The 26349-nt window shown below is 62.7% G+C and carries 28 protein-coding genes and 2 pseudogenes; 14 read left to right on the top strand and 16 right to left on the bottom strand.

Translation table 11 applies throughout. The features are described from left to right. Positions 1-254: 254 nt before the first annotated feature. The 5 genes from C0617_RS09160 (at position 255) to C0617_RS09180 (ending at position 3985) form a co-directional block, all read left to right on the top strand. Entirely contained in the window at positions 255-1799 is a 1545-nt protein-coding gene (locus C0617_RS09160; RefSeq protein ID WP_291316715.1) for a PAS domain-containing protein, read from the top strand. 186 nt (positions 1800-1985) lie between these two features. Further along, positions 1986-2465, top strand: a complete 480-nt coding sequence (locus C0617_RS09165; protein WP_291316716.1) for a hypothetical protein — start codon at positions 1986-1988, stop codon at positions 2463-2465. Between the two features lie 200 nt (positions 2466-2665). After that, positions 2666-2851: a hypothetical protein gene (locus C0617_RS09170; protein ID WP_291316717.1), complete on the top strand. Its 186-nt coding sequence runs from the start codon at positions 2666-2668 to the stop codon at positions 2849-2851. A 234-nt stretch (positions 2852-3085) separates the two neighbouring features. Then, entirely contained in the window at positions 3086-3286 is a 201-nt protein-coding gene (locus C0617_RS09175; protein ID WP_291316718.1) for a cold-shock protein, read from the top strand. 261 nt (positions 3287-3547) lie between these two features. After that, positions 3548-3985 carry a hypothetical protein gene (locus C0617_RS09180; RefSeq protein WP_291316719.1) on the top strand — a complete coding sequence of 146 codons (438 nt, stop codon included), beginning with the start codon at positions 3548-3550 and terminating at the stop codon, positions 3983-3985. A 112-nt stretch (positions 3986-4097) separates the two neighbouring features. Here C0617_RS09180 and C0617_RS09185 read toward each other — a convergent pair whose 3' ends face one another. The 3 genes from C0617_RS09185 to C0617_RS09195 form a co-directional block, all read right to left on the bottom strand. Then, positions 4098-4382 (bottom strand): hypothetical protein, encoded by a 285-nt coding sequence (locus C0617_RS09185; RefSeq protein WP_291316720.1) that lies wholly within the window; start codon positions 4380-4382, stop codon positions 4098-4100. Between the two features lie 126 nt (positions 4383-4508). Beyond that, positions 4509-4838, bottom strand: a complete 330-nt coding sequence (locus C0617_RS09190; RefSeq protein WP_291316721.1) for a pyrimidine/purine nucleoside phosphorylase — start codon at positions 4836-4838, stop codon at positions 4509-4511. A gap of 188 nt (positions 4839-5026) precedes the next feature. Further along, entirely contained in the window at positions 5027-5941 is a 915-nt protein-coding gene (locus tag C0617_RS09195) for an MBL fold metallo-hydrolase (RefSeq protein WP_291316722.1), read from the bottom strand. Positions 5942-6156: 215 nt separating this feature from the next. Here C0617_RS09195 and C0617_RS09200 point away from each other — a divergent pair, with 215 nt between their 5' ends. The 4 genes from C0617_RS09200 to C0617_RS09215 all read left to right on the top strand — a co-directional run bounded on the left by C0617_RS09200 (position 6157) and on the right by C0617_RS09215 (position 9550). Beyond that, complete coding sequence (locus C0617_RS09200) at positions 6157-6363, top strand: hypothetical protein (protein ID WP_291316723.1); 207 nt, start codon at positions 6157-6159, stop codon at positions 6361-6363. A gap of 60 nt (positions 6364-6423) precedes the next feature. Beyond that, positions 6424-8664, top strand: a complete 2241-nt coding sequence (locus C0617_RS09205; RefSeq protein WP_291316724.1) for an MMPL family transporter — start codon at positions 6424-6426, stop codon at positions 8662-8664. A gap of 100 nt (positions 8665-8764) precedes the next feature. Next, complete coding sequence (locus C0617_RS09210; RefSeq protein ID WP_291316725.1) at positions 8765-9109, top strand: YajD family HNH nuclease; 345 nt, start codon at positions 8765-8767, stop codon at positions 9107-9109. Between the two features lie 240 nt (positions 9110-9349). Next, complete coding sequence (locus C0617_RS09215; protein WP_291316726.1) at positions 9350-9550, top strand: cold-shock protein; 201 nt, start codon at positions 9350-9352, stop codon at positions 9548-9550. A gap of 145 nt (positions 9551-9695) precedes the next feature. On the opposite strand, the gene C0617_RS09220 is transcribed toward C0617_RS09215, so the two are convergent. Next, complete coding sequence (locus C0617_RS09220) at positions 9696-10157, bottom strand: FKBP-type peptidyl-prolyl cis-trans isomerase (RefSeq protein WP_291316727.1); 462 nt, start codon at positions 10155-10157, stop codon at positions 9696-9698. A 227-nt stretch (positions 10158-10384) separates the two neighbouring features. Here C0617_RS09220 and djlA point away from each other — a divergent pair, with 227 nt between their 5' ends. Beyond that, entirely contained in the window at positions 10385-11161 is a 777-nt protein-coding gene (gene djlA / locus C0617_RS09225; protein ID WP_291316728.1) for a co-chaperone DjlA, read from the top strand. 488 nt (positions 11162-11649) lie between these two features. On the opposite strand, the gene C0617_RS09230 is transcribed toward djlA, so the two are convergent. Beyond that, positions 11650-12753 (bottom strand): hypothetical protein, encoded by a 1104-nt coding sequence (locus C0617_RS09230; RefSeq protein WP_291316729.1) that lies wholly within the window; start codon positions 12751-12753, stop codon positions 11650-11652. Positions 12754-13015: 262 nt separating this feature from the next. Next, a complete protein-coding gene (locus C0617_RS09235) occupies positions 13016-13471 on the bottom strand; it encodes a YqaA family protein (protein WP_291316730.1) in 456 nt (151 codons plus the stop codon). Between the two features lie 231 nt (positions 13472-13702). Here C0617_RS09235 and C0617_RS09240 point away from each other — a divergent pair, with 231 nt between their 5' ends. Then, positions 13703-14590 carry an acyltransferase gene (locus C0617_RS09240; protein ID WP_291316731.1) on the top strand — a complete coding sequence of 296 codons (888 nt, stop codon included), beginning with the start codon at positions 13703-13705 and terminating at the stop codon, positions 14588-14590. A gap of 111 nt (positions 14591-14701) precedes the next feature. Here C0617_RS09240 and C0617_RS09245 read toward each other — a convergent pair whose 3' ends face one another. Beyond that, entirely contained in the window at positions 14702-14842 is a 141-nt protein-coding gene (locus C0617_RS09245; RefSeq protein WP_291316732.1) for a hypothetical protein, read from the bottom strand. 657 nt (positions 14843-15499) lie between these two features. Here C0617_RS09245 and C0617_RS09250 point away from each other — a divergent pair. Together C0617_RS09250 and C0617_RS09255 are read left to right on the top strand one after the other, a co-directional pair. After that, positions 15500-16201: a hypothetical protein gene (locus C0617_RS09250; protein WP_291316733.1), complete on the top strand. Its 702-nt coding sequence runs from the start codon at positions 15500-15502 to the stop codon at positions 16199-16201. Between the two features lie 181 nt (positions 16202-16382). Next, positions 16383-18242 (top strand): YgiQ family radical SAM protein, encoded by a 1860-nt coding sequence (locus C0617_RS09255; protein ID WP_291316766.1) that lies wholly within the window; start codon positions 16383-16385, stop codon positions 18240-18242. Between the two features lie 88 nt (positions 18243-18330). Here the strand turns inward: C0617_RS09255 and C0617_RS09260 are convergent, their stop codons facing one another. From C0617_RS09260 to C0617_RS09275, 4 genes and pseudogenes are all read right to left on the bottom strand, one after another. Next, positions 18331-19158: a S1-like domain-containing RNA-binding protein gene (locus tag C0617_RS09260; RefSeq protein ID WP_291316734.1), complete on the bottom strand. Its 828-nt coding sequence runs from the start codon at positions 19156-19158 to the stop codon at positions 18331-18333. Positions 19159-19464: 306 nt separating this feature from the next. Continuing rightward, positions 19465-20607, bottom strand: a pseudogene (locus tag C0617_RS09265) (DEAD/DEAH box helicase); the annotation flags it as partial. Between the two features lie 223 nt (positions 20608-20830). Next, entirely contained in the window at positions 20831-21286 is a 456-nt protein-coding gene (gene lysM / locus C0617_RS09270; protein ID WP_291316736.1) for a peptidoglycan-binding protein LysM, read from the bottom strand. A gap of 53 nt (positions 21287-21339) precedes the next feature. Then, a complete protein-coding gene (locus tag C0617_RS09275; protein WP_291316737.1) occupies positions 21340-21936 on the bottom strand; it encodes a DUF937 domain-containing protein in 597 nt (198 codons plus the stop codon). 322 nt (positions 21937-22258) lie between these two features. Here C0617_RS09275 and C0617_RS09280 point away from each other — a divergent pair, with 322 nt between their 5' ends. Then, positions 22259-22681, top strand: coding sequence for an HIT domain-containing protein (locus C0617_RS09280; RefSeq protein WP_291316738.1), 423 nt, complete (start codon positions 22259-22261; stop codon positions 22679-22681). Positions 22682-22750: 69 nt separating this feature from the next. Here the strand turns inward: C0617_RS09280 and C0617_RS09285 are convergent, their stop codons facing one another. The 5 genes and pseudogenes from C0617_RS09285 to C0617_RS09305 all read right to left on the bottom strand — a co-directional run. Continuing rightward, positions 22751-23308 carry a heme-binding protein gene (locus C0617_RS09285; protein WP_291316739.1) on the bottom strand — a complete coding sequence of 186 codons (558 nt, stop codon included), beginning with the start codon at positions 23306-23308 and terminating at the stop codon, positions 22751-22753. A 182-nt stretch (positions 23309-23490) separates the two neighbouring features. Next, positions 23491-24528 (bottom strand): succinylglutamate desuccinylase/aspartoacylase family protein, encoded by a 1038-nt coding sequence (locus tag C0617_RS09290; protein ID WP_291316740.1) that lies wholly within the window; start codon positions 24526-24528, stop codon positions 23491-23493. 4 nt (positions 24529-24532) lie between these two features. After that, positions 24533-25438 (bottom strand): 30S ribosomal protein S6--L-glutamate ligase, encoded by a 906-nt coding sequence (rimK, locus tag C0617_RS09295; protein WP_291316741.1) that lies wholly within the window; start codon positions 25436-25438, stop codon positions 24533-24535. Continuing rightward, a complete protein-coding gene (locus C0617_RS09300; protein WP_291316742.1) occupies positions 25438-25944 on the bottom strand; it encodes a RimK/LysX family protein in 507 nt (168 codons plus the stop codon). The genes rimK and C0617_RS09300 overlap by 1 nt, the downstream gene beginning before the upstream one ends. Positions 25945-26168: 224 nt before the next feature. After that, a pseudogene (locus C0617_RS09305) lies at positions 26169-26349 on the bottom strand (hypothetical protein); the annotation flags it as partial.

A 26349-nucleotide genomic window follows, 5' to 3' on the forward strand; every position in this document is an offset into this window, starting at 1 on the left:
GGCGTGTTTGATTATGAAGTCATTATAGCACTGCCGCACTTTGCCCGACCTCGACGACAGGCTCACGTCAAGGGCATCCAATGAAGTCGCCACTTTTTTATAGCGATTGCAAGAAGTGCGGCGTCATTGTACAATCCGAGGCGTCAAGTCCGGTCCTCCTCGCCCATCCCGGTGAAACAAACACCAAGTCAAGGAGAGCGAAACGAACCTGTTCGCTTGTCCTTCGCTCGCCTTCGCAACACGGCATACCTACCATGAAAACGACAACCGCCATCAAAACAGCCGCACGTCCCGAAACGGGCCCGCAGGCGACCGACGACCTCCAGGGCCGCCGCCCGGACGAGCAGACCACGGCGCTGCGCGAATACAGCAGGGCCGTCGAAAGTTCCCAGGACCTGATCGCCGTCATCAACCGCCAGTTGCGCTACTCCCTGGTCAACGAGGCATGGCTCAAGGTCCATGGCCGGGACCGCAACCAGGTCATCGACTGCCCCGTCGAGGAGGTCCTGGGAGAGACGCTGTTCCGTGAGCAGGTCCGCCCCCGCCTCGAGAAGTGCTTCCGGGGGGAGAGCCTTCAATTCGAGGTGTCGATCCCCCACCCCCGCCACGGGCTCCTCCACCTGCACACCCGCTACACCCCGGTCTTCGGCGGCGACGGCAGCGTCGAGGCGGTGACGGTCATCATCAGGGACTTCACGGCGCTCAAGAACGCCGAGGAAGGCCGCCGCCTGGCCCTCGCTGAAGCCGAAGAGAAGGGGGCGAGGATCTCCGCCATCCTCGCCTCGATCGGCGACGGCCTGATCGTCACCGACCTGCAGGGGCGGATCGTGCTGCTCAACCAGGTGGCCAGAGACCTCTTTGGACTCTCCGGGCCGGCCCTGGAGAGCCACCCGCCGGCAAGCGACTTGGGCTCTCCGGCCCTGGCGGAGCAGATCGGCAGGATTCTGGCCGATGAGACCTGCAGTGCCGCCGCCGACCTGAAAGTGACGGACACGATCACCGGGGCGCCGCGCATCCTGCAGGCCCGGAGCACTCCCTCCAGGAACAAGAAGGACGAGATGACGGGAGCCGTCACCATCGTTCAGGATGTGACCCGGGAGCGGGAACTCGATCGCATGAAGAAACGCTTCATCTCGATCGCGGCCCATGAACTCAGCACTCCCCTGACCGCGGTCATCGGCTTTTCGGAGCTTCTCCTCAACGAGGCCAGCCCGGAAAGCACCGAGGCGGAATACCTCCAGATCATCCTGGACAAGGCCCACAACCTCGCACGGACCGCCGACGATCTGCTGGACATCAACCGCATCACGGCGGGCCAGCTCATCACCATCGACAGACGCCCCTGCGATATCGGGAAAATGATCAGCGAAACGATAGACCAGTGCCGGATGAACCATCCCGAAAAGCACCGCTTCGAATTCTGCCTGAGCGCGCCGCCCCCCGTCCTTTCCGCCGACGAACGGCGCATCGCGCAGGCTCTGGAAAACATCCTCGGCAACGCCGTGAAATACTCCCCCGCCGGAGGAACGATCCGGTTGACAGGGGCCGTGGTGAGCGGCCATTACCAGGTCTCGATACGGGATGAAGGGATCGGGATGACCCCCGAGCAGGCCTCAAGAGCCTTCGATCATTTCTACCGGGGCAACCCCTCCGACAGTACCGCCACGGGACTCGGCATCGGCCTGGCCCTGGTGAAAAGCATCGTGGAACTCCATGATGGAACGACCTGGATCGAGAGCGAACCGGGTGTCGGCACCCAGGTCGCCTTTACCCTGCCGATGGACCAGGCCGGCGATTAACGGCAACGGCCGCCCCGCGCCGCCGCCCGCAAACGGGTCGAAATCCTCAACATGCGGCTCAAGGCCGACCCGCCCCCCCCTGCCCGGCCCCTGAACCGGACCTTCCGGACCGGATTCTGCTTCGCGCCTTTGCACTCCGCCGGCCGCTCTGCCGGAAAATCCGGCCGTCGGTGCTATACTTTGGCCATGAAAATCCCGCTGAAGCGCCTGATCCCCCTGCTCCTGACGACCCTCTTCGCCGCCTCCCTCCCCTGCCTGGCGATGGGACCACGGCCGACGCCCGGCTGCACCCCGACCCCGACGGATGCCCAGGGCCCGTTCTACCGGGAGGGGGCCCCGGTACGCAGCAAAGTCGGCGAGGGATACCTGCTGTCCGGAAAGGTTCTCTCCGCCGCGAACTGCTCCCCGGTCGCCGGAGCGAGAATCGAGATCTGGACGACCGGACCCGACGGCGATTACGACGACCGATGGCGGGCCACGAACTTCTCGGGGAGAGGGGGAGGCTATTCCTTCGAAAGCCACTTTCCCGGCCCCTACGGCAGCCGCCCGCCCCACATCCACATCATCGTAGCTGCGCCGGGCTTCAGGGAACTGGTCACCCAGCACTACCCGGTGAGGGGGAAGACCGGCGGGAGCTTCGACCTGGTGCTGGTCCCTGAACGCTGACAAAACGGATACGCCGACGGCCTTCGGCTCAACCGATGCACCAGGGGAGGCCCTCAGCAAGCGGGCCGGGGACCGGGGAACCGCCCGGAACGGCGGGACAGTTAAAAATTTCCTGTTCCATTTCCCGCCCTGATGTTATGCTGTTAGTTCAAAAATGAGCGTGATCGCACCCTCCTCTTCTCAGGACAAAGGACGACAACATGGCAAGAAAGCCCAATTACGGATTCGAAAAGAGGCAGAAAGAGCTGGCCAAGAAGAAAAAGAAGGAAGAAAAGAAGGAGGAAAAGAAGAGGAACAAGCTTGCCGAGCAGGCTCTCGAGTCAGGCGAGAGCACTGAACCGTCGTCGGAGGAAAACGACCCGACCGGAGAGCCGAACCTCGACTGACCGCGCACCGGATCCCCCGCAGAAATAAGACTTGCCTTCCCGGAAGAACCCGTGATAGCCTCGCTACACGTTAAGCAGTTTGTGTAGATTTTTGTTCGCCGGACAGATTAATAGGTAATCAGTTAGGAACAAACCACGCAGACCTTTTTTGGCTGGGTGGTTTTTGTTTATGGCAGCACACCGAATTTGCACAACGACCAAGGTCCCCGAAAGGGGCCGCAAGGAGACAGCAGGATGGCTGATGGTACTGTCAAATGGTTCAACGATGCTAAGGGTTTCGGCTTCATCGAGCAGGACAACGGACCCGACGTGTTCGTCCACTTTTCTTCGATCGAAGGCGACGGTTTCAAATCCCTGGTTGAAGGGGACCGCGTGAGCTTCGAAGTCACCGAGGGCCAGAAAGGCCCCCAGGCCTCCGCGGTGGTGAAGGTCTAGGCAAAACCCCGTTGAATCGATCCTTGGGAAAGGGCTCCACGGAGTTTCGTGGAGCCCTTTTTTTGCGCCCCGAGGCTATCGGGACATACCAGGAAAAAAGCCTGCCCCTCGCCGGAACCGGGCGCCTGACTGTCGTTTGCCGGCGGAAGAGGCCGCCGGGCATTTTTTGGGGTAGAATGGAAACATGGCCCGACAAGCACCGGCATTCACCGGACCCTGTCGGGCGGGCCTTGAACATTCTCAAAGCAAGGGATAAGAATCATGACCAGCAAAACGCTGTCGGCGGGGGACACCATCGACGCCCGCTGCACCCGTTGCCGCGACATCAGCAACCACACGATTGTCGCCATGGTGGGAGAGAAGGTCGTCCGGGTCGAATGCAACACCTGTCGCGGGGTCCACAACTACAAGGAGCCCAAGGTTCCCAAGACGCCGGCCGACAAGCCCGCCGCCCGGAAAAAGGCTGCCGCTCCCCGCAGAACCAAAAAGGATCCCGGGGCCGCGGACCGGGAGGAGTGGGCCTCCCTGAGTCCGACCATGGACAAGGCGCGAGCCGTCGCCTACGCCATGAACGGGAGCTACAAAGTTGATGCCCTGGTGTCACATCCCACCTTCGGCATCGGCATCGTGAAGATCGTCAGGGGCAACAAGTGCGAGATCCTCTTCGAGGAGGGGATGAAACTTCTCCGCTGCCAATAGCCGGGGAACGAACCGGTCCCGGCCCTGACACCGGCAGAAAACGAGAAGGGGGCGGACCGCGTTATCTCAACGCGATCCGCCCCCTTCTCGTTTTCCGGCGGAGACCTGCCCCTTATTTCTTCTTTTTCTCCTCGCACCGGACAGGAACGACCTTGCCGCCGCGCTCCTCGTACAACTGAATATTCGACACGGCCGCACCCGACCCGGATCCGAAACCGAAGGCGACGGTCTGAAAAACCTTGAGTCCGTCGATGCACAGAATCCGGTCAACGGACTTGTTCTCCACCTGCTTGTCCTGCTCGCGCTGCTTGGAACCGAGCTTGTTGATTCCCGCCAAAGACGCCGAGGCCGTCAAAAAAAGAGCCAGCAGACCGATAAGAAAAACCCAATGACGCATTTCACCCTCCTAACGTTGTGGAAAGAGCCCCGAGGGGCATGATGATATTCGGACAGACTTTCAAACCGGAACCGTAGAGACGTCTGACCCTTTTCAGGTTTCTTGCCGCCCCAGGCACGAATCCGGTCATTCGTAGGAGCAGACGTACTCGGCGACTCCCTCGGCCACCTCGATCTCGAAAGACGAGTTGGCGGTGACGGCGAACCAGGTCCCGGCGGGAAAGCCGGTCCACCCTGGCCGACCGCCAACCCGCACCCGGCAGGTCCCGGCGATGATCTCCATCCGCTCGGAAGCGTCGGTATCGAACGTATAGATGCCAGGGTAGATCAGGCCGAGGGTCTTGCGGCTGCCGTCGGGAAAAATTACGGCGTGGCTGACCACCCTGCCGTCGAAATAGAGGTTGGCCTTACAGGTCAGGGTGACGTTGGCGAACTGCTCTGGGGGACTGTAGTTCATGGGGTCTCCTTCCGGGGTTGAAATTTTTGAGGTCTAGCTGTGTTATCACAGCGTCGCCCCCCGCGCAAGGGGTCCGGTTCCCGGACGACAAACGAGACGAACGGCCACACGGTCCACTCCCCTCCCGTCAGGGCTCCCTTTGTCCCCTTTATGGCAGCGCCCCCCGGCGATCCGGATGGTTCCAGAGCTCACTCCCCGGCCAGACTCCGGTAGACGATCTCCACGAACTGCTCCGGCTTGATGAAGCCGCCGCCGAGCCTGGCATCGAACTCCGCCGTCGGCCGGGACTCGATCACCTTTTCGAGGGGATTCCCCGCCTTGATCTGCCCTTGGATCCGGTCGCGAACCGTGGCCAGCATATAGCGGTAACTCCTCAACTCAGACACGTCGGAAAGAGGGCCGTGGCCGGGGATGATCCGGGCCGCGTCATCGACCGTCGCCAGCACCCGGTCGACCGACGCGATCACCCCGTGAACCGAACCGCCAGAGGAGAGGTCGATAAAGGGGTACAGGCCGTTGAAGTAGGTGTCGCCCATGTGCACGACACGGGCCTTCTTGAAGTGGACGACGGCATCGCCGTCGGTGTGGGCCGGCCCGACGTGGAAAACGGAGATCTCGTCGCCGTTGAGGTGGAAGGTCAGGTCCTCGGTGAAGGTGACCACCGGCAATGCCCCCCCCGGCGCCGGCGGCACCTGGCGATCGAAAAACTCCAGCAACTGGCCGCTGCTCAATCGCTTGCGAACGTTCTGGTGGGCGACGAGAACGGCGCCGGCCTCGCCGAAATTCTCGTTGCCGCCGGTGTGGTCACCGTGCCAGTGGGTGTTGAGAACGAACCTCACCGGGGCGGCGCTGATCGCTGCGACCGCCGCCCGAATCTTGTCGGTGAGGGGGGCGTACTGGTCATCGATCATGAAGACCCCGTCCGGCCCGGTGGAGACGGCGATGTTGCCCCCGCGGCCGAAGAGGGCGTGGATTCCCTCGGCGACCTTTTCGGTCCGGATTTCGACGGAGGAGAAGTCCTGGGCGGGGACGGCCGCTGCGAAAAGGAGTAACAGGAAGGGGACGGTCAGGACGCCCGCCCATGCCGATCGCTGAGTAGCCATGGTGTACCTCCATCATTGATGTGAACTCGTCTTCCTCTTGGCTTCATTATATCCCCGACCGTCGGCGGAAGCACTCCCTCGGGGTGGAAAGCGGCGATCCCCCCCAACTCTTGGTAGAATATTAATAAGGAGCCGACCCGCCCCACCGACCGGCAAGGAGGCTCCGGAAGAATTTGGGTACCCTGTCCCGCCGGATGAACAGGAGATTTCGTTCCATGCCGTCCCACCTGCTGGCGATCTACGACAGGCTGATTCTCAAACGCCCCGTCGTCACCCTTCTGGCCGTCGCCCTGCTGATCGTGCTGGTCGGCTCCTTCGCCCGGGATTTCAAACTCGACGCCTCGGCCGACTCCCTGGTGCTCGAAAACGACGAGGACCTGAGCTACTACCGCTCGATCCGCGCCCGCTACGGATCGGACTAATCGCTGATCATCAGCTACACCCCGCACCGGGAGCTGTTCACGAGCGGCGCGCTGGATGAGTTGCGCAGGCTGCGCGACAGCCTGCTGCAGATCGAACGGGTCGCATCGGTCGCCAGCATCCTCGACGCCCCTCTCATCGACAGTCCCCGGGTCTCGCTGAACGAACTGCAGGACAGGGTGCGCACCCTGGAGGACCCCGACACCGACCCCGAACTGGCTCGAAGGGAGTTCCTCACCAGCCCCCTCTACCGCAACCTTCTGCTCAGCCCCGACGGGAAGACCACCGCCCTGCAGATCGTCTTCCGCCGCGACGAGACCTACCATTCGCTGCTGAACCGTCGCAACGTCCTGCGCGAGAAACGCCTGAGCGGCGAACTCGCCCCGGAGGAGGCCCGGGAACTGGCACGGGTCAGCGCCGAGTTCAAGGACTACAGCAGTGCGTCGATGGACCGGGAGCGGGTGGACATCGCCCGGGTGCGGAGCATCCTCGACCGGCACCGGAACCGGGCCGGGATCCACCTGGGGGGGGTGCCGATGATCGTGGCCGACATGATCGAGTTCATCCGCCGCGACCTGGTGAGCTTCGGGGTGGGGGTGTTGGCCTTTCTGGTGTCGATGCTTGCGATCATCTTCCGCAAGCCGCGCTGGGTCGTCCTGCCGATGCTCTGCTGCGCCGCCGCGGTGATCTTCATGTTCGGCTACCTGGGACTGGTTCAGTGGCGGGTGACCGTCGTCTCCTCCAACTTCACCTCGCTGCTGCTGATCATCACCCTCTCGCTCACCGTGCACCTGATCGTGCGCTACCACGAACTGCAGGCCGAGCGACCGGACGCGGACCAGCACACCCTCGTGCTGGAGACGGTTCGCTCAAAAGCCCTGCCCAGCCTCTACACCGCGCTGACCACCATCGTCGCCTTCGCCTCGCTCCTGGTGAGCGACATCCGGCCGGTAATCGACTTCGGCTGGATTATGGCGATCGGCATCGGCGTCGCCTTCGCACTCTCCTTCGTCCTCTTTCCCGCCGGCCTGGTCCTATTGCGGCCGGTGCGCTTCACGCCCCGCCTCGACCTCGCAGGGGCGCTGACCCGAGGCTGCGCGAGCTGGATCGATCGGCACGGGACACTGACCCTGGGAATATTCGCCGCCCTGGCGGTGCTCAGCGCGATCGGCATCTCGAGGCTGACGGTGGAGAACCGCTTCATCGATCACTTCAAGGAGTCGACGGAGATCTACCAGGGGATGGTGCTGATCGACCGCCAACTCGGCGGCACCATCCCCCTGGACGTCATTGTCGACGCCGACCCGGAGTTCTTCGCCGAGCCCGTGGACGAATCCCCCCTCTTCGACGACGACCCCTGGGAGGAGGAATCGGGCGGGGCGGGCCTGAGCGGAACGAGCTACTGGTACAACGCGTTCCGCCTGGAGAAAGTCGGGGCGATTCACGCCTACCTGGACCAGTTGCCCGAGAGCGGCAAGGTCCTCTCCATGACGACGACAATGGCCCTCATGGAACAGCTCAACGACGACAAACCGGTGGACAACTTCACCCTCTCGGTAATCCACAAGAAGCTGCCCCCCCAGATCGAGGAGGCGCTTTTCGATCCCTACCTGGCCAAGGACGGCAACCAGGTGCGCTTCACCCTGCGGGTCTTCGAAACCGACCCCGGCCTGCGGCGCAACGCCCTGCTCAAGAAGGTCCGCCGCGACCTCGTGGAGCAGTTCGATCTCGCCGAGGAGCAGGTCCACCTGAGCGGCATGCTGGTGCTCTACAACAACGTGCTGCGCAGCCTGTACCGCTCGCAGGTCCTGACCATCGGCGCGGTCTTCCTCGCCATCATGGCGATGTTCATCGTCCTGTTCCGCTCACTGCGACTGGCGGTCATCGCCATCATCCCCAACCTGATCGCCGCCGGAATGGTGCTCGGGCTGATGGGCTGGCTGAACATCCCCCTCGACATCATGACGATCACCATCGCTGCCATTACCATCGGCATCGCGGTGGACGACACCATTCACTACGTGCACCGCTTCACGGTCGAGATCACCGAGGACCAGGACTACCTCGCCGCGGTCCGGCGCTGCCACGCCAGCGTCGGCCGGGCGATGTACTACACCTCCGTCACCGTCATTATGGGCTTCTCGATCCTGGCCCTGTCGAACTTCGTCCCGACAATTTACTTCGGCCTCTTCACCGGGCTGGCCATGGCGGTGGCGATGATCGCCAACCTGACCCTCCTGGCTCTGCTGCTGATGCGGATTCGGCCTCCCGCCGTGTGCTGGCTGCGACGTCCCGAAAGATAACGGGCCCCGACTCCCCCGGGGAAGAATCTCTTTTCAGCTCGCCCCCGCCAGGGGTATAATGAATATCCGCCCTCCACCATGACCGCAACAGAGAGGCCCCATGACCCGATCCTTTGGACCGCGAGGCCGGAGACCGAAACCGGGCAAATCCCAGGAAGAACTGGACGAGATCGTACGCCGAATGAAGGCGGAGCAGGCCGCACCGGAGAACTACCGTGAGCTTTCCCTCAAGCGGCACGACTGGGTCTGCGCCAAATGCGGACGGGAGTTCGAACTGAGCGACCTCCACCTGCTCACCGTCCACCACAGGGACGGCAACCACCACAACAATCCCCGGGACGGCAGCAACTGGGAAAATCTCTGCGTCTACTGCCACGACGACGAACACAGCCGGTCACTGCTGGCCGATGAACTGGTCGGCAAGGACGATGGCGGGGACGGATGACGGCCCCCCGAGTCGCCCGGAAAAACCGGCTCAAAAAAAATGCTTGTGTTCCATATTGGCCCGTGGTAATTTGGCTCCAATTAAGTAAGTTTGTGTAAATTTTGATTGCCCTACATCTTGACAGCCGTCAGTTAGGAACAAAACACACAGACCTACTTGATCTGTGTGTTTTTTTTTGGCGCCAGATGGAATTTGCACAACCAACACGTTCCCTGCGGGGAGAACAAAGGAGAAACAGAAATGGCCGAAGGTACAGTCAAGTGGTTTAACGATTCCAAGGGTTTCGGGTTCATCGAGCAGGACAACGGCCCCGACGTGTTCGTGCACTTTTCCGCTATCGCGGGCGACGGCTTCAAATCCCTGGCCGAAGGCGACCGCGTCAGCTTCGACGTTGTCGAGGGCCAGAAGGGCCCCCAGTCGGCCAACGTGCAGAAAATCTAGCACCTGGCATTTTTCGATACGCCTAATAAAAAAGGAGCCCCGCCGATTGGCGGGGCTCCTTTTTTGTTGACTGCCTCCCAGCCTCTGCCGGGGCCTTTCCGGAAACGGATCCGGCAATCCCGGCAAGCGGTCTTCTGCCTTCGGGCTAAAGGATCTCCAGCAGTTCGATTTCGTATTTGAGGTCTTCACCGGCGAGGGGATGATTGGCATCGAAAGTAACCTGCTCGTCGGTCACCTCGACCACGGTCACCACGAAACTCTCGTCGTCTTCGCCTGTCAGCTCGAGTTCCTGGTCGACCTCGGGCTTGAGATCACCGGGGATCTGGTCACAGTCAACGGAAAAGACCGCTCCCTCGTCGTGCTCGCCAAAGGCATCTGCCGCAGGGACGGTGACCGCCTTCTTCTCGCCCGGCGCCATGCCGACAAGAGCATCTTCGACCTGGGCGAAAAACTCCTCCTCGCCGAGGGTAAACTCCATGGGCCCCTCTTCGCAGCCGCAATCGTAACAACCGCACTCGTCCTCCAGAGTGGTGTCAAAAACCGTTCCGTCTTCGAGTTTCCCGGTGAAGTTGATTTTGACCCGGTCGCCCTTCTTTGCCTGTGCCATTGAAGTTACCCTTCCGTTTGGAATGTGATTTTACAGCCGGCCGATTTTTCGTTCAGGAGGCATGGTAAAGGGGACGGCACCCGCCAGTCCAGCAAAAAATCGGTTCGAGGCCGCTCCCTGGCCAGCGCGGTCGGCAGCCCCACTGGCAGGACCTCCTTCATTTTCATCATCCTCCGTGTTATAAACAGACGAGCATTCACACTCCCCAACCGGAACGAGGACAAAACATGAGTTGGCTTTCAGGCATTATCGGCGGCGGCATCGGCGCCATGCTCGGCGGGCCCTTCGGGGCAATTATCGGCGCGGCGATCGGCTCCAACATCGGCGGAGGGCAGAAGGTTTCCGCTGGCGCGGGACGGGTCGGGTTTTCCGAGGCGCAGCGTCGCCAGGCCCTCTTCTTTACCGCCGCCTTCTCCATGGTCGGCAAACTGGCCCAGGCCGACGGGCGGGTCTGCGAAGACGAAATCGACGCGCTCAAGCGGATCTCCCGCGATGCCCTTCGGCTGGACGGACAGACCCTGAGCTACGCCCTCAGCGTGTTCAATCAGGCAAAGAGCAGTCCCGAACCCTTCGAGGCCTACGCCCGGGAGTTCGGCTCCCTCTTCGGCCAGGACCAGCAGATGTGCAGCTTCATGATGAGCTTTCTCTTCGAGGTCGCCATGGCCGACGGTCAGCTGCACCCCGGCGAAGAGCAGATGCTCCTGTCCGCCAAGGAGGCCTTCCGCCTCCACGACTCCATCTACCAGTCGCTGCGCGATCGCTTCGTCGGCAGCGCAAGCCCGACGCGGGTCGGCCTGGCCAAGCACTTCGAGGCCCTCGGGGTCAGTGAAGAGGCTGACGTCGCGGCGATCAAGAAGGCCTATCGCAAAAAGGCCAGCGAGTTCCACCCCGACAAGATCGAGGGCAAGGGACTGCCGCCCGAGTTCATCAAGTTAGCCAACGACAAACTGGCCGAGATCAACGCCTCGTACGAGGCGCTCATGACCGCCCACAAAGCCGCGTAAAAAGAGACAAGAGAGCAAAAGAGGGGGAGGGCCGCTTCCAGCCCTCCCCCCCTTTTTCGATATCGAGCACTCCCGTCCCCGGGGACCCCCGGAGCGCGGCTCAGGAGGACTCCGGGCGCCTCCCGGCCCTCTCCCTTCTCCTGCGCCATGCCCCCCGCAGACCGAAAAAAGCCCCCGCGGCGGTCAAACCCCAAATCAGCAGCGTCACGATCATTTCCGTCGAAGACATCGTCATCCTCCCCAAATGTCGGTTCTTTTTCTTCGATCATGAAGGAAAAGGCGGCGGGGCACCTTGAGTTGGGTCAAAAATGCGGAGGGAATTCGGAGGGAGGCCGAATCGGCACGCCGGGCCGTGGCTCCACGGGCGAAGCGCGGAACGGTTCCCTGGGGGGCCGACGGATCGGGTCAAGCGAGCTTGCGTCTCAAAAAAGGTCTCAGGCTTGGCGCCGGGTCGGGCAAACGGTCGATGCGCGTTCGGCCACGCCCCTTTACCCCTCGACGACGGAAAGCACGCCTCCCCCTGCCGCCCCTTCTTCCACGCCGGCGTAATCGAGAAAGCTCTTTGTCGGACGGATGACCTTCTGACCGAGCAGCAGGGCGTTGACCTCCTGCGGCCCATAGAAGCGGGCGTCGATCGCAGACCCGTTTGGCATCAGGAACCCGAACTGGGGGACGAAGCGGTTGCGACGGATCGAATCGTCGATGGTCAGGCCGGCGAGTACGAGCAGGTTGCGGTCCTCACCGTCGAAGCGGTTGGTCAGATAATAGACAAGGCGGTGAAACTGCCACCATGTATTCATGTCGGCCAGGCGCCGGTGGGGGTGACGGCTGGAGACCACTTCGGGAAGGAAGTCAAAGAGGGAGTTCTCAACCTCCGACGACGGATCGAGAGAGTCGGGGTCCCGCTTTTTGACAAAACGGAAGAGGTCGCCCTGGAACAACCGGCCGATCGGCACCGGCGCCTCGCCAAGGCTCCCCAAACGGGGTTCGAACCTTGCGGCAAGGCCGGGGTGGAGGCGATAAGTCTTCCCCTGCCCCCCCTCCTCCAGGGCGCTTCCTTCGACCAGGACCGCGAGCCGCAGGTCGAGGCGGGGCTGCGCGGCGGCAGGCTTGCGAAGCAGGTAGGGATAGGGAATGGTGATACAGGTGCCGCCGCCTCTTTTGCGAAGGGTGATCAGGGATGCGGCCCGCCGGTAGAGTCCGAGATACTCCTTCAGGACCTTGGCCAGCATCCCGCAACAGGGAGCGACTTTGCCGTGGGCCCGTTCGATGCACCCGAAGCCGTCAATCTCTCGGCCGCCGATATGGCTGCCGCCCAGGATGACCAGGTCTTTGCCGTGGTGGCTGGCCGGCTCCAACCGATTCGGATCGAGGATTGCCCCGACGCGGCCGAGGTTGAATACCGGAGTATCGAAGACGTAGCCGAAGAGCGCCTTTTTCAGGCCCTGACTCTCGTCGGAACATTGCCAGACGGCCGGAAGAACCCCCGAAAAGCCCGAACTCTCGGTCAGAGAGCGCACTCGGCCGAACAACTCCATCGGCTCCATGGGCGGCTGATCGAACAGGTCTTCCCCGGGGGGGGTTATGGTCACGAAAACTCCTTCAAAACATTGTTTTGTAGGAGTATAGCAACTCTTTCGCCGGATACAAAGGCAAAATCTTTCACACCAACAGGGCGTTGCAGGACGCACTCATAAAAATCATACCGACGTTCTAGGCTCAAGCGTCAAGCGCTCAAAACAGACATCGCCGGGATACCGGCCCGGCGAGGCACCCCACCTCCCCTTTCCTGGCGCCACGACCGGGACAAGCGCCCCGGGCAACAATCGACCGGAGAAAGGCCAGTCCCCCGTATCAGGCGAAAATCCGGCCGCCCTTCAGAACGAGAAGGGCGACAGCGGCGAACCGGGCCAGCTTGCCGACCGCGACGAGCACGAGGAATCGGCCGAAACCGACCCGGAGCACTCCGCCGGCCAGGCAAAGAGGATCGCCGATGATCGGAAGCCAGGAGAAAAGCAGAGACCAGGTGCCGTATCGGCCGTAAAACCTCTCGGCACTCTCCCGGGCGGGCGCGTCGATGCGCAGTATCTTTTCGATCAGCACGGGACCGCCCCAAAGACCGACACCGTAGGTAACCAGGGCGCCCAGGGTATTGCCCAGAGTGGCCAACCCGACGCTCAGGGCCGGGTCGAACCCCTCGAGCAGGAGCGCGGCCAACATCCATTCGGCCCCCAGCGGAAGGAGGGTGGCGGCCAAAAAACTGAGCAGAAACAGGGCGGGGTAGCCGTGGCTGGCGAGCAGTGCGTCCATGCCGGGAATGTAGCCGCCGCGACAGGGCCTGTCAATCGCCCTTCGTGATCCAGCATGCGTTTTTTCGAGCCCGACCCGCTTCGCCCCGGCAGAGAGCGGGGCCGCCAGGGAAAGCGTTCCGGGCCAACTTTAGATTTGACAGGCGCCGGGGGCTGTTGTAAACAGGGTGGTCCATCGAAGGCGGCGAGAGCCGATTCTCCTCATTCCTGCACGGAGGCCCATGCCTGCACCATGCTGACCTTTCTTCCTCCCACGCTGCGCGGCTGCATCTCCATCTTCCTGGTGGGGCTGAACACCGCGCTGGTCAGCCTGCCCCTGTTCCTGCTCGCCCTGCTCAAGTTCCTGGTCCCCTTCAGGCCCTGGCGACGCTTCTGCGGCCGTGCCCTCAACAAGATTTCCGAAATCTGGATCGCCCTCAACAGCGGGTGGATGAGGCTGACCCAGGATCTGGACTGGAAGGTGCAGAGCCCGGAAGGGTTGAGCCGGGACGACTGGTACCTTGTCACCTGCAACCATCAGTCCTGGGCCGACATCTTCATCGCCCAGCACCTGCTCAACCGGCGCATTCCGCAGATGAAGTTCTTCCTCAAGCAGGAGCTGATCTGGGTGCCGGTCCTCGGCATGTGCTGGTGGGCCCTCGACTTCCCCTTCATGAAACGCTACACCAGGGCCTACCTGAAAAAGCATCCGGAAAAGATCGGCAAGGACCTGGAGACCACCCGCCAGGCCTGTGAAAAGTTCCGCGACATTCCGGTCGCCATATTCAACTTCATGGAAGGCACCCGCTTCTCCCCGGCCAAGCACAAGAGCCAGCGCCCCCCCTTCCGGCACCTGCTCAAGCCGCGGACGGCGGGCACCGGCTTCGTCCTGAGCCACATGGGCCAGAACATGCGCACCCTGATCGACATCACCATCAGCTACGGAGGTCCCGTTCCGACCTTCTGGGATTTCCTGTGCGGCCGGACGGGCCAAATCAGGGTAACTATCGAAAAGGTGCCCATCCCTACCGAGCTCCTCGGCCGCGACTACACCAGCGACGCCCCCTTCCGCTCGCAGCTGCAGCGCTGGGTGAGCGGGATCTGGACCGAAAAGGACCGCAAACTCGCCGCAATGCAATAGGGACGAACCACGCCCGGCAAAAAAAAGGGTCTGCGACGCCCCCCCTCGGCGGGCTCGGCACATCGTCCCCCCCCCAAAGGCTGCCCGGACAGCGGGCGGCTTCCGCCTCCCTCATTCGCCCCCCTCGCGGTGCCCAGTTGCCCCGCCGGGCCCCCCGCCGCAAACCACCCCGAAGAGCACTCCCGGCAGGCAGGGGATTTCCGGCGAGCGCTTGGAACATTCGCCCATGGCGTGCATGGTGACTGCAGTCACCCGAGAGACCCCTTCCGCAGCGCGACACACTCTTTCCGAAGGGGCGTTAAAAAACACCCTGGACCTCGTACGGCAGATCACGCCCGAACAGCGCCACGACATAGCCCGAAGAGGCTCTTCGCCCCGGCGCCATGAGGCATTTCAGCCGACCACAACCGGCGTTGATGGTTGACAACCGCCGATAAATCGTGCTAATGGAATGTCGAGGCACTGTACCAGCCGCGGGCGGCTGATTCGGGCGTCGTTAAGCGCCATGCCCGGGAACGCATTTCTTGTCCTTTCCGAACGCCCATTGGCGCATCCTCTCGGCAAAGCACCTTCGTGCACTCTGACCACAAGCTGCCAGAAAAGATCAGCCCTTTTATTCCTTTTAAAGAGACGGCAACGGGTCGGAAAAAAGACACCCGACCGGCACATATTATTCGGCCGAGAAAAAAGGCGGAGACTCCGATCCAAAAAATCCAGCCGGTGCGCACACTCCGGCTGGATTTCTAACAACAAGAATTTCTTCAAGACAAGTCGCTTGAAACAAATGCCGTATTGATTGATAATAGGCGACCGCATGCCCTGCATCAATTCGATACGACTGACTGGTCTTGAATGACCGTTTAGCGATTAAGAATTTATTAAATTTTAAATCCCAGGAGGTCTCTTGCCGTGGCAGCTAAAAAATCCCTTTTAGACAGATTGAAATTGACCGAGAAGGCAATGGAAAACCAGGACAGCCCCACGGATAAAAAAGAGCTCGACATCAATGAAATCAACGAGGCTCTCATGGCAGACAGCGGAAGCAAACCTGAAGAGAAGGCTCCCGTCGCCGATTGGAACAAAACCGAGCAAGCCACTTCAGAGCCCGAAAAACCCAAGGAAAGCATGGCCGTGCCTGTGGAAAAACCTCTCCCCGCGGAAAAACCCCTCCCGGCAGAAACGATCGATAGCGACAAGCCTTTAACGATAGAAGAAATATACAGAAATGCACGACTGGAGAGTGACGCCAAAAAAACGATTTTCATGGCCGAAATCTACCTGAACGCACTTCCGGAGAATCTGCCCGTAGACATCAAGAGGCAGTCCGTGCTGAACATCCTGGAGGTTTCCGGCATTTCAAAAGAAGACCTTTTGAACGACGCCTTCAAGAGGATCGAGACCCTGAAGAATGTCGGAGGAGACTCGACCCAGACAACCGAAAAGATCATTTATGCGAACGATAAAGAGATCAAGTCCCTTATAGAGAAAATCGACGAACTCAAAAGCGTTATCGCCAAGAGACAGAAATTCCAGGAAGACCAGAACACCGTCATTTCCTATGAAATTCAAAACGTCAATAACATCGTCGAGTTCCTCAAGCCCAAGAGATAATGGCCGGATCCCTCACGAACCCGGAAGACACCATGCCTGACACAAGGGCGGCCGACTGGCCGCCCTCTTTTTTTGGTTCTTCCCGACCTCCTGAGCCCCCCGGGCAAGACTGGACAGTTGCATTCCCTTTGGTCCCTGGTCCACAATAGGCGGTGTACCCCCCCATGCAAGGATTGTCGCCCTGAACACCACAGAAAAAAACAAAGACTTCCTCCCCACCTGTCGCGCGGAGATGGAACAGCGTGGCTGGGACCAACTCGACGTCCTTTTCGTCACCGGCGACGCCTATATCGACCACCCGGCCTTCGGCACTCCGTTGCTGGCCCGGTTGCTCGAATCCGAAGGGTTCCGGGTCGGCATTCTTGGGCAGCCGGACTGGCGCTCCCCCGAGGCGCTCAAGGCCATGGGGCGCCCGCGCCTCTTCGCGGCGATCTCCTCCGGGGCGATGGACTCGATGGTCAGCCATTACACCGCCGCGCGCAAGGTGCGCCGCAATGACGCATACACCCCGGGTGGCGCGGCGGGAAAGCGCCCCAACCGGGCGACCATCGCTTACACCGCCGCGATCAAGGGAGCCTTCAAAGGGCTGCCGACGGTGATCGGAGGCATCGAGGCGAGTCTGCGGCGCCTGGCCCACTACGACTACTGGGACGACGCGGTGCGCCGCTCGGTTCTGATCGACAGCAAGGCCGACCTGCTGGTGTTCGGCATGGCGGAAACCGCCCTCCTGGACCTCTCCCGGCGCCTGGCGGCAGGAGAGGAGATCGGAAACGTTCACGACCTGCCGGGGACAGCCTTTGTCGCCCGCAGCGCTCCGGGCGATGCACTGTCTCTCCCCTCCTTCGAGGAGGTCGCGGAGGCCCCGGAAGCCTACAACCAGGCTTTCCGCCTCGCCGCCGAGCAGGCCAGCCCTTTCTGCGGGAAGCCGCTGGCCCAGGCCCACGGCCAGCGCTGGGTGGTGGTCAATCGCCCCTCCGCCCCCTTGAGCGAAACACAGCTCGACCGGGTCTACGCCCTGCCGTTTCAAAGGCTGCCACACCCGGGATACCACGAACCGATACCCGCCTTTGAGCAGATCAAGTTCTCCGTTACCAGCCACCGGGGATGCTTCGGCGGCTGCGCCTTCTGCGCCATCACCCACCATCAGGGTAAAACGATTCAATCCCGCTCCCCGGGCTCGATCCAGGCCGAGGTGGACCGCCTGAGCCGGCACCCCGAGTTCCGCGGCACGATCTCGGACGTCGGCGGACCCACCGCCAACATGTACGGCCTCGGCTGCGGCGACCGGGAGGCCCAGGCGGCCTGCCGCCGCGGCAGCTGCCTCTTTCCCAGCACATGCCGGCACCTGCGCACCTCCGACCGGCGCGCGGCAAGGCTGTTGCGCGACCTACGCAGGCACCCTGCGGTCAAGCACCTGTTCATCGCCTCGGGCATCCGCTACGACCTGTTGCCTCACCAGCCGGACTACTTCGAGGACCTGCTTCGCCACCACGTGGGAGGCCTGCTCAAGGTCGCCCCCGAATCGAGCAGCGAGAGGGTGACCCGCATCATGCGCAAGCCCGGCCCGCAGATGTTCGCCCGCTTCCTGAAGGACTTCCGCGACCGCAGCATGGCTCTCGGCCGGCGGCAGGCCGTTGTCCCCTACTTCATCAGCGCTCATCCCGGCTGTGCCCTGGAGGACATGGTCGAGGTCGCCCTTTTCCTGCGCCGCCACCGCCTGAGGGTGGAGCAGGTGCAGGAGTTCACCCCGACCCCGGGGAGCCTTGCCACCTGCATCTACCACACCGGCCGGGACCCCTTCACGGGCGAGGCCGTCCACGTTCCGCGCCAGGCCAAGGAGAAGCGCCTGCAGAAGGCGCTGCTCCTCTGGCACCTTCCCGAAAACCGCCGCGACGTCGATGAAGCGCTTCGCCTCTGCGGACGCGAAGACGCCCGCGCCGAACTGCTGGCCGAAAAAGAGGGTCGCCCCCCCGGCCGCGGCACTCCGCCCCCGGGACGACCGGCCGGCCGCCGCCCGAAAGGAAGGCCACGCCGGAATTGACCTCCACGAGAAAGGGCGGCCCGATGGCCGCCCTTTCTCCTTTCCCGAACTCGAATGTCTGTTGAACGATCCGACCGTCGCCGACGGGTTATGCCTTTTTCAACCGAATCCCATCCCCGGTCAACTCGACCACCCCGGCTTTGTAAAGACCGCCGACCGCCTTCTTGAACATCTTCTTGCTCTGTCCGAGCAGAAGCTGGATCTCTTCGGGCGAACTGCGGTCATGCAGGGGGAGAAAGCCGCCGTCCTGCAACGCGGCCAGGATCGCCGTCTTGGCCTCCTCGACACCCTCGCCTCCGACCTTGCGCAGGGCGACGTCGATCTTTCGGTCCTCCCGGATGCGCTTGACGTACCCTCTGAACCGGTCGCCGCGCTTCAGACCGCTGCGGATTTCGTCCTTGTAGACCAGGCCGCCGTAGAGGTCGTTGACGATCACCTTGACCCCGAGGTCGGTGAACTGCCAGAGAGTCAGCTCGACCTCGTCCCCGTCCCGAAGATCGATCTCTTCGGTCTCCAGACAGCGGTCGATGCGGGCGGTGCCGACCACGCGCCCCAGGCTGTCAAGGCAGACCTTGACGAGATACCTGCGCCCGGCCCGCATCCGCTCGGGCTGTTCGCTGTAGGGGACCAGCAGATCCTTCTCCAGCCCCCAGTCGAGGAAGGCGCCGTGCTTGGTGACCTCGCTGACCCGGAGCAGGGCGAACTCGCCGACCTGGGCCTTGGGGCGCCGCAGGGTCGCCACCGCCCTCCCCCCCGCATCGCGGGTGATGAAGACGCTCAACGGGTCGCCAGGCCGGCAGCCGTCGGCCGCCTCCTTCTTCGGCAGGAGAACCCGCTCTTCGCCGGCCTCCATCCAGACCCCGCTTTCGTCTACGTGGTCAACCTTCAGGGCATTGATCCGGCCGATTTCGATCATAGTGTGCCTCCGGAGTGGGCCTGCTCAAAGACCCGGTACTCCCGGTCTTCATAAAAAGGGCGGCCGACCGGCCGCCCTTGCGTATCATGGAATCGCGAAACACTGCCCAGGCTAACGGGCCCGGCGAGGCCGCTGGTTGCGCCTTGCGGGAGATCCGCCGGGTGCCGGCTTGCTCGCCTGCTGCGGCCGTCCGGGTCCTTTTCCGGCGGAGGTGCCGACCCGGGCGCCACCGCCCTGCGGAGCGTCCTGCTTGGGCCCCGAGGTCTTGCGGGCATTTCTCGGCTGACGCGGCGGGCGAGCGAACTACTGGTCCTTGCGCGGAGCGGGAACGCCGTAGTCGAAACCGTCCACGGTGCGCCGCTCGATGGAGGCGCCAAGGACACGCTCGATGGAGCGAACCATCGCCGAATCCTCGCCGGCAACCATGGTGAAGGCGTCGCCGCTGCGGGCCGCGCGACCGGTTCGACCGATGCGATGGATGTAGGCCTCGGTCGTGTTCGGAATGTCGTAGTTGACCACGTGAGAAACCTGGCTCACGTCGATGCCCCGTGCCGCGATATCGGTCGCCACCAGGATCTGAAAAGTCCCGCTGCGGAAACCGTCCAGCGCCGCCTGCCGTTTATTCTGGGAAAGGTTGCCCTGCAGGGAGGCCGCCCGGTAGCCGGATTTCTCCAGCTTCTCTCCGAGGCGCTTGGCGCGGTACTTGGTGCGGGTGAAGATCAGCACAGACTCGGTGTCCGTATGCTGCAGCAACTCGAGGAGAAGAGGGGTCTTGAGGTGCTGCTCCACCGGGTAGAGAGCGTGGCTGACGGTGACCGCCGGCGCGACGGTGTCGACATGAACGGTGACCGGGTCGCAAAGGACCTCCTTGGCCAGGTGCCGGATCTCTTTGGGCATGGTCGCCGAGAACAGGAGGGTCTGACGCTCGCGGGGGAGGTGCTTCAAAATCCTCCTGATGTCCGGGAAAAAGCCCATGTCGAACATCTGGTCCGCCTCGTCCAGCACCAGAACGTCCAGGCTCGAGAGATCGATTGTCCCCTGGCCGATATGGTCGAGCAACCGCCCAGGGCAGGCCACGACGACCTCAACGCCCTGCTTCAGCTTTTGAATCTGGGGGTTGACGCCGACCCCGCCGTAGACGGTGAGACTGCGGGTGCGGGTCTGCCGGCCCAGGCTCTGAATGGCCTCGTTGATCTGCTCCGCCAGTTCGCGGGTGGGGGCGATGACCAGGGCGCGGACCCGGCCTCGCGCCCCTTGCATCAGGCGGTGCAGGATCGGCAGCGCGAAAGCGGCGGTCTTGCCGGTTCCGGTCTGAGCCAGGCCCATGACGTCGCGCCCCTCCATCACGGGGGGGATGGCCTGCGCCTGGATCGGTGTCGGGCTGACATAGCCCTCTGCGGTGACGCCGGCCGCCACGCTGGGGTGAAAATCGAATGCGTTGAACTCCATCAAATTCCTTCTTTCTGCGGTCCCACAAAAAAAAGCCCCGGTGCATTCCGGGGCTTACGATAGATTCGTTTTTATCCTGGAACAGCGTTTATCAAAGATAAGTCTAACATCGCGGGAAAATCCGTGTCAAGGAGAATCCCCGGACTGCCCGTCGGGGAGGACCATTCCAGGCATGCATTGCCGCGCATGCTCCAGACACTTCGCCTCTTCCGGCACGGCTTTCTTAATGCAGCGGAGGTATCCGCAACATCTGCCCCGGATAAATTTTGTTCGGGTCCTTGAGCATGGGCCTGTTGGCCTCGAAAATCAGCATGTACCTGTTGCTGTCGCCGTAAAAGTTCTTGGCTATTTTCGACAGGGTATCGCCGCTCGTGACCGTGTAAAAGGTCGCTTCCGGCTCCCTCTTGCTGACCTGAAGCTGGTCGTCAACCTTCGCCACCCCCCGGGTGTTTCCGAGGGCGAGGAGGATTTTCTCCTTTTCCTCCTGCGTGGGGGCCGTCCCCCGGACCGTTGCGATGCCGCTGTTGAACGTGATGGCCAGGTTGTCGGCCCTGAGCCCGAGGCCCGTGATGACGTCGGTCAGTTTCTGACCCGCTTCCAGCTCTTTCGCCTCGCTGGTGCCGGAGGCGAACTCGAATATCTTTTCACCGGCATCCTTGACAAAATCCAAAAGTCCCATTGTCTCCTCCCGTTCGGATTGAGGTTGATTTCGGTGGTTCAGGGGGGTCGGATTCAATGCAGCAACTTGCTCAGCAGGCCGAAACCGTGCCTGGTGAGGTCGCCGAGATCCACATCCCCGTCGTTATCGGCATCCAGAAGCCGCGACAAGCTGCCCATGGCTTGGGGGTTTGTTTGTTCCACCTTGCGGCTTTCGTCGTTGAGGAGCCTGCCGAGGCCCCCCGCATCGAGGTGGCTTGAGCGCTGGGCCTTGCCGATCGCTCCCATCACCACCGGCGCAAGGATGGAGAGCAGTTTCCCCATCGTGCCGCCGTCCAGGCCGCTGGCCCGACTCAAACCGGCCTCCACGGTCGGCCTGCGATTGCCGAAGAGGTGGCCGAGAATACCTTCTCCCGGGCCGTCCTGGGAATGGCTGATAAAATCGCCGAGGTGGTCCAGCAGGCTCCCGTCGTGGTCGCGCGCAACGGCGTTGAAGATGTCCTGGGCTCCGCCTCCCTGCGAAGCGTTGCGGTTAAGGGCCCCGATCAAGGCAGGAAGAGAGGTGTCCAGGGCGTTGGCGGTGGCTCTCTCGTCCGCTCCGATCTGGCGGCTGATCGAACGGACCTCGTCCTTCCCCAGTGCCTGGCCGATTGTTTCGAGTATCGATGTCATGGTCTAACTCCTTCCCGTCTAGCGTATTCGAAATGGCGGGAACCTGAACAGGTCAGGTGGCGTCCCGAAGCGGTTTTTATTGGCCCGGAAAATCGCCCTTGATGTTCTTTTATCGCAAAACCGGACAACCGCAAGCATTAAAAGTGCTTGATTTTTCGGAGAAAATCCACTCAATCATTCCGAACACTTCCAATGCCAAAAAAATCGGCGGCAGGATTTCTCGGCCGCGCTTGAGCCCGATGATGGAAATTTCACGATTCCTCCGCCCGCCTCTTTATGGCAAGATACGGCCATTCTCCCCCGCCGCCCAAAGGAGCCCGCCATGTTCACCCTCGATTCCCGACTGCAGAACGACACCATCCCTCTCGGCCGCTTTGACCTTTCGCTGTTGCTGCTGATGAACGATGCCAGCTACCCCTGGTGCATCCTGGTTCCCCGGCGAAAGGAAATCCGGGAGATCTACCAGCTCGCACCGGATGACCAGCGCCAACTGCTGTGGGAGTCCAGCCACCTCTCCGAGCGGCTCGCCACCGCCTTCGGAGCGGACAAGATGAACGTGGCGGCCCTGGGAAACGTGGTGCCCCAGTTGCATCTGCACCACGTGGTCCGCTACCGCTCCGACCCGGCCTGGCCCGCACCGGTCTGGGGAAGGGCGCCGGCGGTTTTCTACACCCCCGAGGGGCTCCGGGAGGTTCGGGGAAAACTGGCGGGGTTGCTGGAAAATTTCCGGGAGCAGACCGATTGAGCGGGACACAGCGTATGGAAAGGGAAAGGGGCGGCCGATCGGCCGCCCCTTTCTGTTGGGCTTTGACTTTTATTCCTCTGTCTCTTCTATCGGCACGTGCACCTCGAACCGCTTGAGGAACCAGGGAACGTAGGGAGCGTTCCAGAATACGGCGTAGGGTTCCCCCTCGGGCCGGTATTCAGGGCGTTTCTTCAGCCAGGCTTCCAGCCTGCCCTTCGCCTCAAGGACGTTGTCCCGCGAATAGCCGCCGCGCACCCCATGACTGGCAACGGTCCGTCGGGGCAGCTCCACGACCCGCACCCCCTCCTCCTCGGCGAGGGGCCGCTCCCGATCCTCGCTGCCCAGGAAGAAGCGCATCCCCGCGGCCTCCAGGCTCGCTTCCACGGGGACGGTCATGGAGACGTCGTGACTGCGGATATAGGCGAACAAAGTCTTGAACAGGGCGCCGGAGCGCTCGAAGTAGTCGCCGTCCAGAGAGGTCTCCAGGACCCGGCAGGGCGGCAGGGTCTTGATCTCGAACCGGTCGACCGCGGTCTTGGCGAAGACCGCCTCGAAAGCCGCCGCGCCGGCAGGAAGGGCCAGGAGAGCGGCCAGGATCAGGGGGAAAAGGGATACACTGCGCTGCATGGTGTCACCTCCGATAGCTGACCGGGAGAAACCGGTCTTTCCTTCTATTGTAGCGGAAACCCGGTTCTCCGACGACAGCCGATTGGGACCCCGTCGGGTTGCGCTCGTCCATTGCCCTCGGCTCGGGGGACGGCCATGGCGCCCGGACCTGGCCCCGTCCAAAACAGGTAGGCTGCCCCGGGTCAGAGGCGCTCCTCCTCGCTGACGCCGCCCTCGGGGGTCAGGTAGGTGTCAAGAACCTCCAGAGCTCCCGGTTCCGCCTTGGCCGCGTCGAGGTGGGCGATGTTGAACAGGGCGTCCCCCCGATGCACCATGGGCAGGTTGAGGCGCCCGATGACCACCCCGGAGACTGTGGAATGCACCTCCTCCTCCACCTCGCCAAAGGGGTCTGCAATGGTGGCCAGCACATCGCCTGCCGCAACCCGGGTGCCGAGCTCGGCCATCCTGGGCAGGATCCCGCTCACCGGTGCACGCACCCAGGAATTCGCCCGGGCCACGAGGGGTTCGGGAGGGGTTCTGCCCAGCCGCCGCGCCGGAAGCAGGCCGATGTCGCGCATAATGGCGACGATTCCCCGCAGGCCGACGCCGATGGCCAGTTCGCTGAAGCGCAGCGCCTCGCCCCCCTCGTAGAGCAGGACCGGTATCCCCTTCTCCCGCACAGCCTCGCGCAGCGAGCCGTCGCGCAGGCGCGAGTCGATAACGATCGGGGCTCCGAAATTCCTGGCCAGACGCGCCGTCTCCGGGTCGTCCAGGCAGGCGCGGATCTGGGGCAGGTTGTTGCGATGGTTCGATCCGGCATGAAGATCGATGCCGTGGGTGCAATGGCAGGCAATCTCGTCCATGAGCAGGCGAGCCAGCTGGGAAGCCAGGGAGCCCTTGTCGCTGCCGGGAAAGGACCGGTTCAAGTCCCGCCGGTCTGGAAGGTAGCGGGAATGGTTGACGAAGCCGTAGACGTTGACGATGGGGATGGCGATCAAAGTTCCGCGGATCTGCCGTGTCAGCTTGAGCTTGAGCAGGCGGCGGACGATCTCCGTCCCGACGATCTCGTCTCCGTGGATGGCGCCGGTGACGAAAAGACAGGGCCCGGGGCGCCTGCCGCGCACCACGTGGACCGGCATGGTCATCTCGGTGTGTGTATAGAGGCGGGCGATGGGCAGGTCGATGGTCACCCTCTCCCCGGGAGCGACCTCCGTTTGCCCGATGCGCAGGGTGTCCTCCATGGCTCTACCCCTTGCCCCGGGTCCGGGTCCGGTTCGGCTTGGCGTTCTTCTCCATGCAGTCGATGATCTTCCCGGCGATGTCCTTTTCCGTGGCTTTTTCGATCCCCTCCAGGCCGGGGGAGGAGTTGACCTCCATGACCACGGGGCCATGGTTGGCACGCAGGATGTCCACACCGGCAACGTTCAACCCCATGATGCGCGCCGCCCGCACCGCGGTGGAACGCTCCTCGGGGGTCAGGCGAACCACCTCGGCGGTCCCCCCCCGATGGATGTTGGAGCGGAACTCCCCCTCCTTGCCCCGGCGTATCATGGAGGCCACCACCCGGTCACCGATGACCAGGCAGCGGATGTCGCTGCCGCCGGCCTCCTTGATGAATTCCTGGACCAGGAAATGGGCCTTGAGGCCACGGAAAGCCTCGATGACGCTCTCCGCCGCTTTCTGGGTCTCGGCCAGCACAACGCCGATACCCTGAGTCCCCTCCAGCAGCTTGATAACCAGAGGCGCGCCGCCGACCTGATCAATCAGGTCCCCGGTGAACTTGGTGGAGTGGGCGAAACCGGTCACCGGCAGACCGATACCTTTTCGGGCCAGCAACTGAAGGGAGCGCAGTTTGTCCCGGGAGCGACTGATCGCCACCGACTCGTTGACGCTGTAGACCCCCATCATCTCGAACTGGCGCACCACCGCGGTGCCGTAGAAGGTGATCGAGGCGCCGATCCGGGGAATGACGCCGTCGATGCCGGTCAGGGCCTCGCCCTTGTAATGGATGGAAGGGCGCTGGGTGGCGATGGTCATGTAGCAGAGCAGCGGATCGATCACCAGCATCTCGTGGCCGCGGGCGGTGCCCGCCTCGACCAGGCGGCGGGTGGAGTAGAGTTCAGGATTTCGCGACAGAATGGCAATTTTCATCAGTCCCCCCGCTTCGGAGTATCGCGGTAGGCCTTGGCAAGCCCCCGCCCACAGAGATAAGAAACCCCGGGAGCCACCAGCAGGCGACCCTCCATGGCGGTACGCCCGAGGAGCATGCGAAAGCGCATGGTATCCCGGTTGGTCAGGGTGATTTCAATCGGCCACTCCCGGCCGCCGAGACGCATCGGGGTTTCGATGACGTAGCGCCACTCCCGGTGCCCGCCCGAATCGGACACCAGGCGCCGGTCCTTGACCGGTGCCACGCAGAGAAGTTCCGGACTCAGTCGCTTCTGGAGAGGGTGGATCCCGAAACGCACCATGCTCACCCCCCCGTCCTCGAAACTCTCCACGAAGAAGGCGTGCAGGGCGGAAGTCCGGGCGCCGGTATCGACCTTGGCCTTGACGGCCGGGATTGCCAACCCCGGCAGGGCGACCCATTCCCTCCAACCCACGGTCAACGCAGGAGCGTCGCCCCCCCTCCTGCGCTCAAGACCCCTTTCCGCCATGCCGCCCTCCTCCGACCCCGTAGGACTTAGACTTTCATTATAACGCGCGGCGCGGAATATACCGGCGAAGCGCATTTTCCACAACAAAAATTGACCGCAATGTCCAAAAATTCCGCCCGTGCCCGACCGCCTAAAGGGTCCCCTCACCGCGGCCCAAGACTCTTCGGTTCCCCCAAAAAGGAGGCCGCTCCCCGGTCGCCTCCCCTCCACTCATTATTAACGCATCACCCCTTGCCCCGCGGCCATTCCATGACCGCCTCCACCGCCAGCCCGATGGGAATGGCCAGCAGCACCGTGAACAGGGTACGCAGCAGGGAGAAGCGCAGCCCGAGAAACTCCATTTCCAGGGGGATCATCGGCGGCTTGACCGCGTACACGGCCAGGACCGTGCCCACCACCGCCCAG

Origin of the sequence: Desulfuromonas sp., from assembly GCF_002868845.1 — a bacterium.
GTDB lineage: Bacteria > Desulfobacterota > Desulfuromonadia > Desulfuromonadales > BM501 > BM501.

Bases quoted from the DNA above. Each gene is read 5' to 3' on its own strand.
- C0617_RS09160 (WP_291316715.1), top strand. From the start codon at position 255: ATGAAAACGACAACCGCCATCAAAACAGCCGCACGTCCCGAAACGGGC.
- C0617_RS09165 (WP_291316716.1), top strand. From the start codon at position 1,986: ATGAAAATCCCGCTGAAGCGCCTGATCCCCCTGCTCCTGACGACCCTC.
- C0617_RS09170 (WP_291316717.1), top strand. From the start codon at position 2,666: ATGGCAAGAAAGCCCAATTACGGATTCGAAAAGAGGCAGAAAGAGCTG.
- C0617_RS09175 (WP_291316718.1), top strand. From the start codon at position 3,086: ATGGCTGATGGTACTGTCAAATGGTTCAACGATGCTAAGGGTTTCGGC.
- C0617_RS09180 (WP_291316719.1), top strand. From the start codon at position 3,548: ATGACCAGCAAAACGCTGTCGGCGGGGGACACCATCGACGCCCGCTGC.
- C0617_RS09185 (WP_291316720.1), bottom strand. From the start codon at position 4,382: ATGCGTCATTGGGTTTTTCTTATCGGTCTGCTGGCTCTTTTTTTGACG.
- C0617_RS09190 (WP_291316721.1), bottom strand. From the start codon at position 4,838: ATGAACTACAGTCCCCCAGAGCAGTTCGCCAACGTCACCCTGACCTGT.
- C0617_RS09195 (WP_291316722.1), bottom strand. From the start codon at position 5,941: ATGGCTACTCAGCGATCGGCATGGGCGGGCGTCCTGACCGTCCCCTTC.
- C0617_RS09200 (WP_291316723.1), top strand. From the start codon at position 6,157: ATGCCGTCCCACCTGCTGGCGATCTACGACAGGCTGATTCTCAAACGC.
- C0617_RS09210 (WP_291316725.1), top strand. From the start codon at position 8,765: ATGACCCGATCCTTTGGACCGCGAGGCCGGAGACCGAAACCGGGCAAA.
- C0617_RS09215 (WP_291316726.1), top strand. From the start codon at position 9,350: ATGGCCGAAGGTACAGTCAAGTGGTTTAACGATTCCAAGGGTTTCGGG.
- C0617_RS09220 (WP_291316727.1), bottom strand. From the start codon at position 10,157: ATGGCACAGGCAAAGAAGGGCGACCGGGTCAAAATCAACTTCACCGGG.
- djlA (WP_291316728.1), top strand. From the start codon at position 10,385: ATGAGTTGGCTTTCAGGCATTATCGGCGGCGGCATCGGCGCCATGCTC.
- C0617_RS09235 (WP_291316730.1), bottom strand. From the start codon at position 13,471: ATGGACGCACTGCTCGCCAGCCACGGCTACCCCGCCCTGTTTCTGCTC.
- C0617_RS09240 (WP_291316731.1), top strand. From the start codon at position 13,703: ATGCTGACCTTTCTTCCTCCCACGCTGCGCGGCTGCATCTCCATCTTC.
- C0617_RS09260 (WP_291316734.1), bottom strand. From the start codon at position 19,158: ATGATCGAAATCGGCCGGATCAATGCCCTGAAGGTTGACCACGTAGAC.
- lysM (WP_291316736.1), bottom strand. From the start codon at position 21,286: ATGGGACTTTTGGATTTTGTCAAGGATGCCGGTGAAAAGATATTCGAG.
- C0617_RS09275 (WP_291316737.1), bottom strand. From the start codon at position 21,936: ATGACATCGATACTCGAAACAATCGGCCAGGCACTGGGGAAGGACGAG.
- C0617_RS09280 (WP_291316738.1), top strand. From the start codon at position 22,259: ATGTTCACCCTCGATTCCCGACTGCAGAACGACACCATCCCTCTCGGC.
- C0617_RS09285 (WP_291316739.1), bottom strand. From the start codon at position 23,308: ATGCAGCGCAGTGTATCCCTTTTCCCCCTGATCCTGGCCGCTCTCCTG.
- C0617_RS09290 (WP_291316740.1), bottom strand. From the start codon at position 24,528: ATGGAGGACACCCTGCGCATCGGGCAAACGGAGGTCGCTCCCGGGGAG.
- rimK (WP_291316741.1), bottom strand. From the start codon at position 25,438: ATGAAAATTGCCATTCTGTCGCGAAATCCTGAACTCTACTCCACCCGC.
- C0617_RS09300 (WP_291316742.1), bottom strand. From the start codon at position 25,944: ATGGCGGAAAGGGGTCTTGAGCGCAGGAGGGGGGGCGACGCTCCTGCG.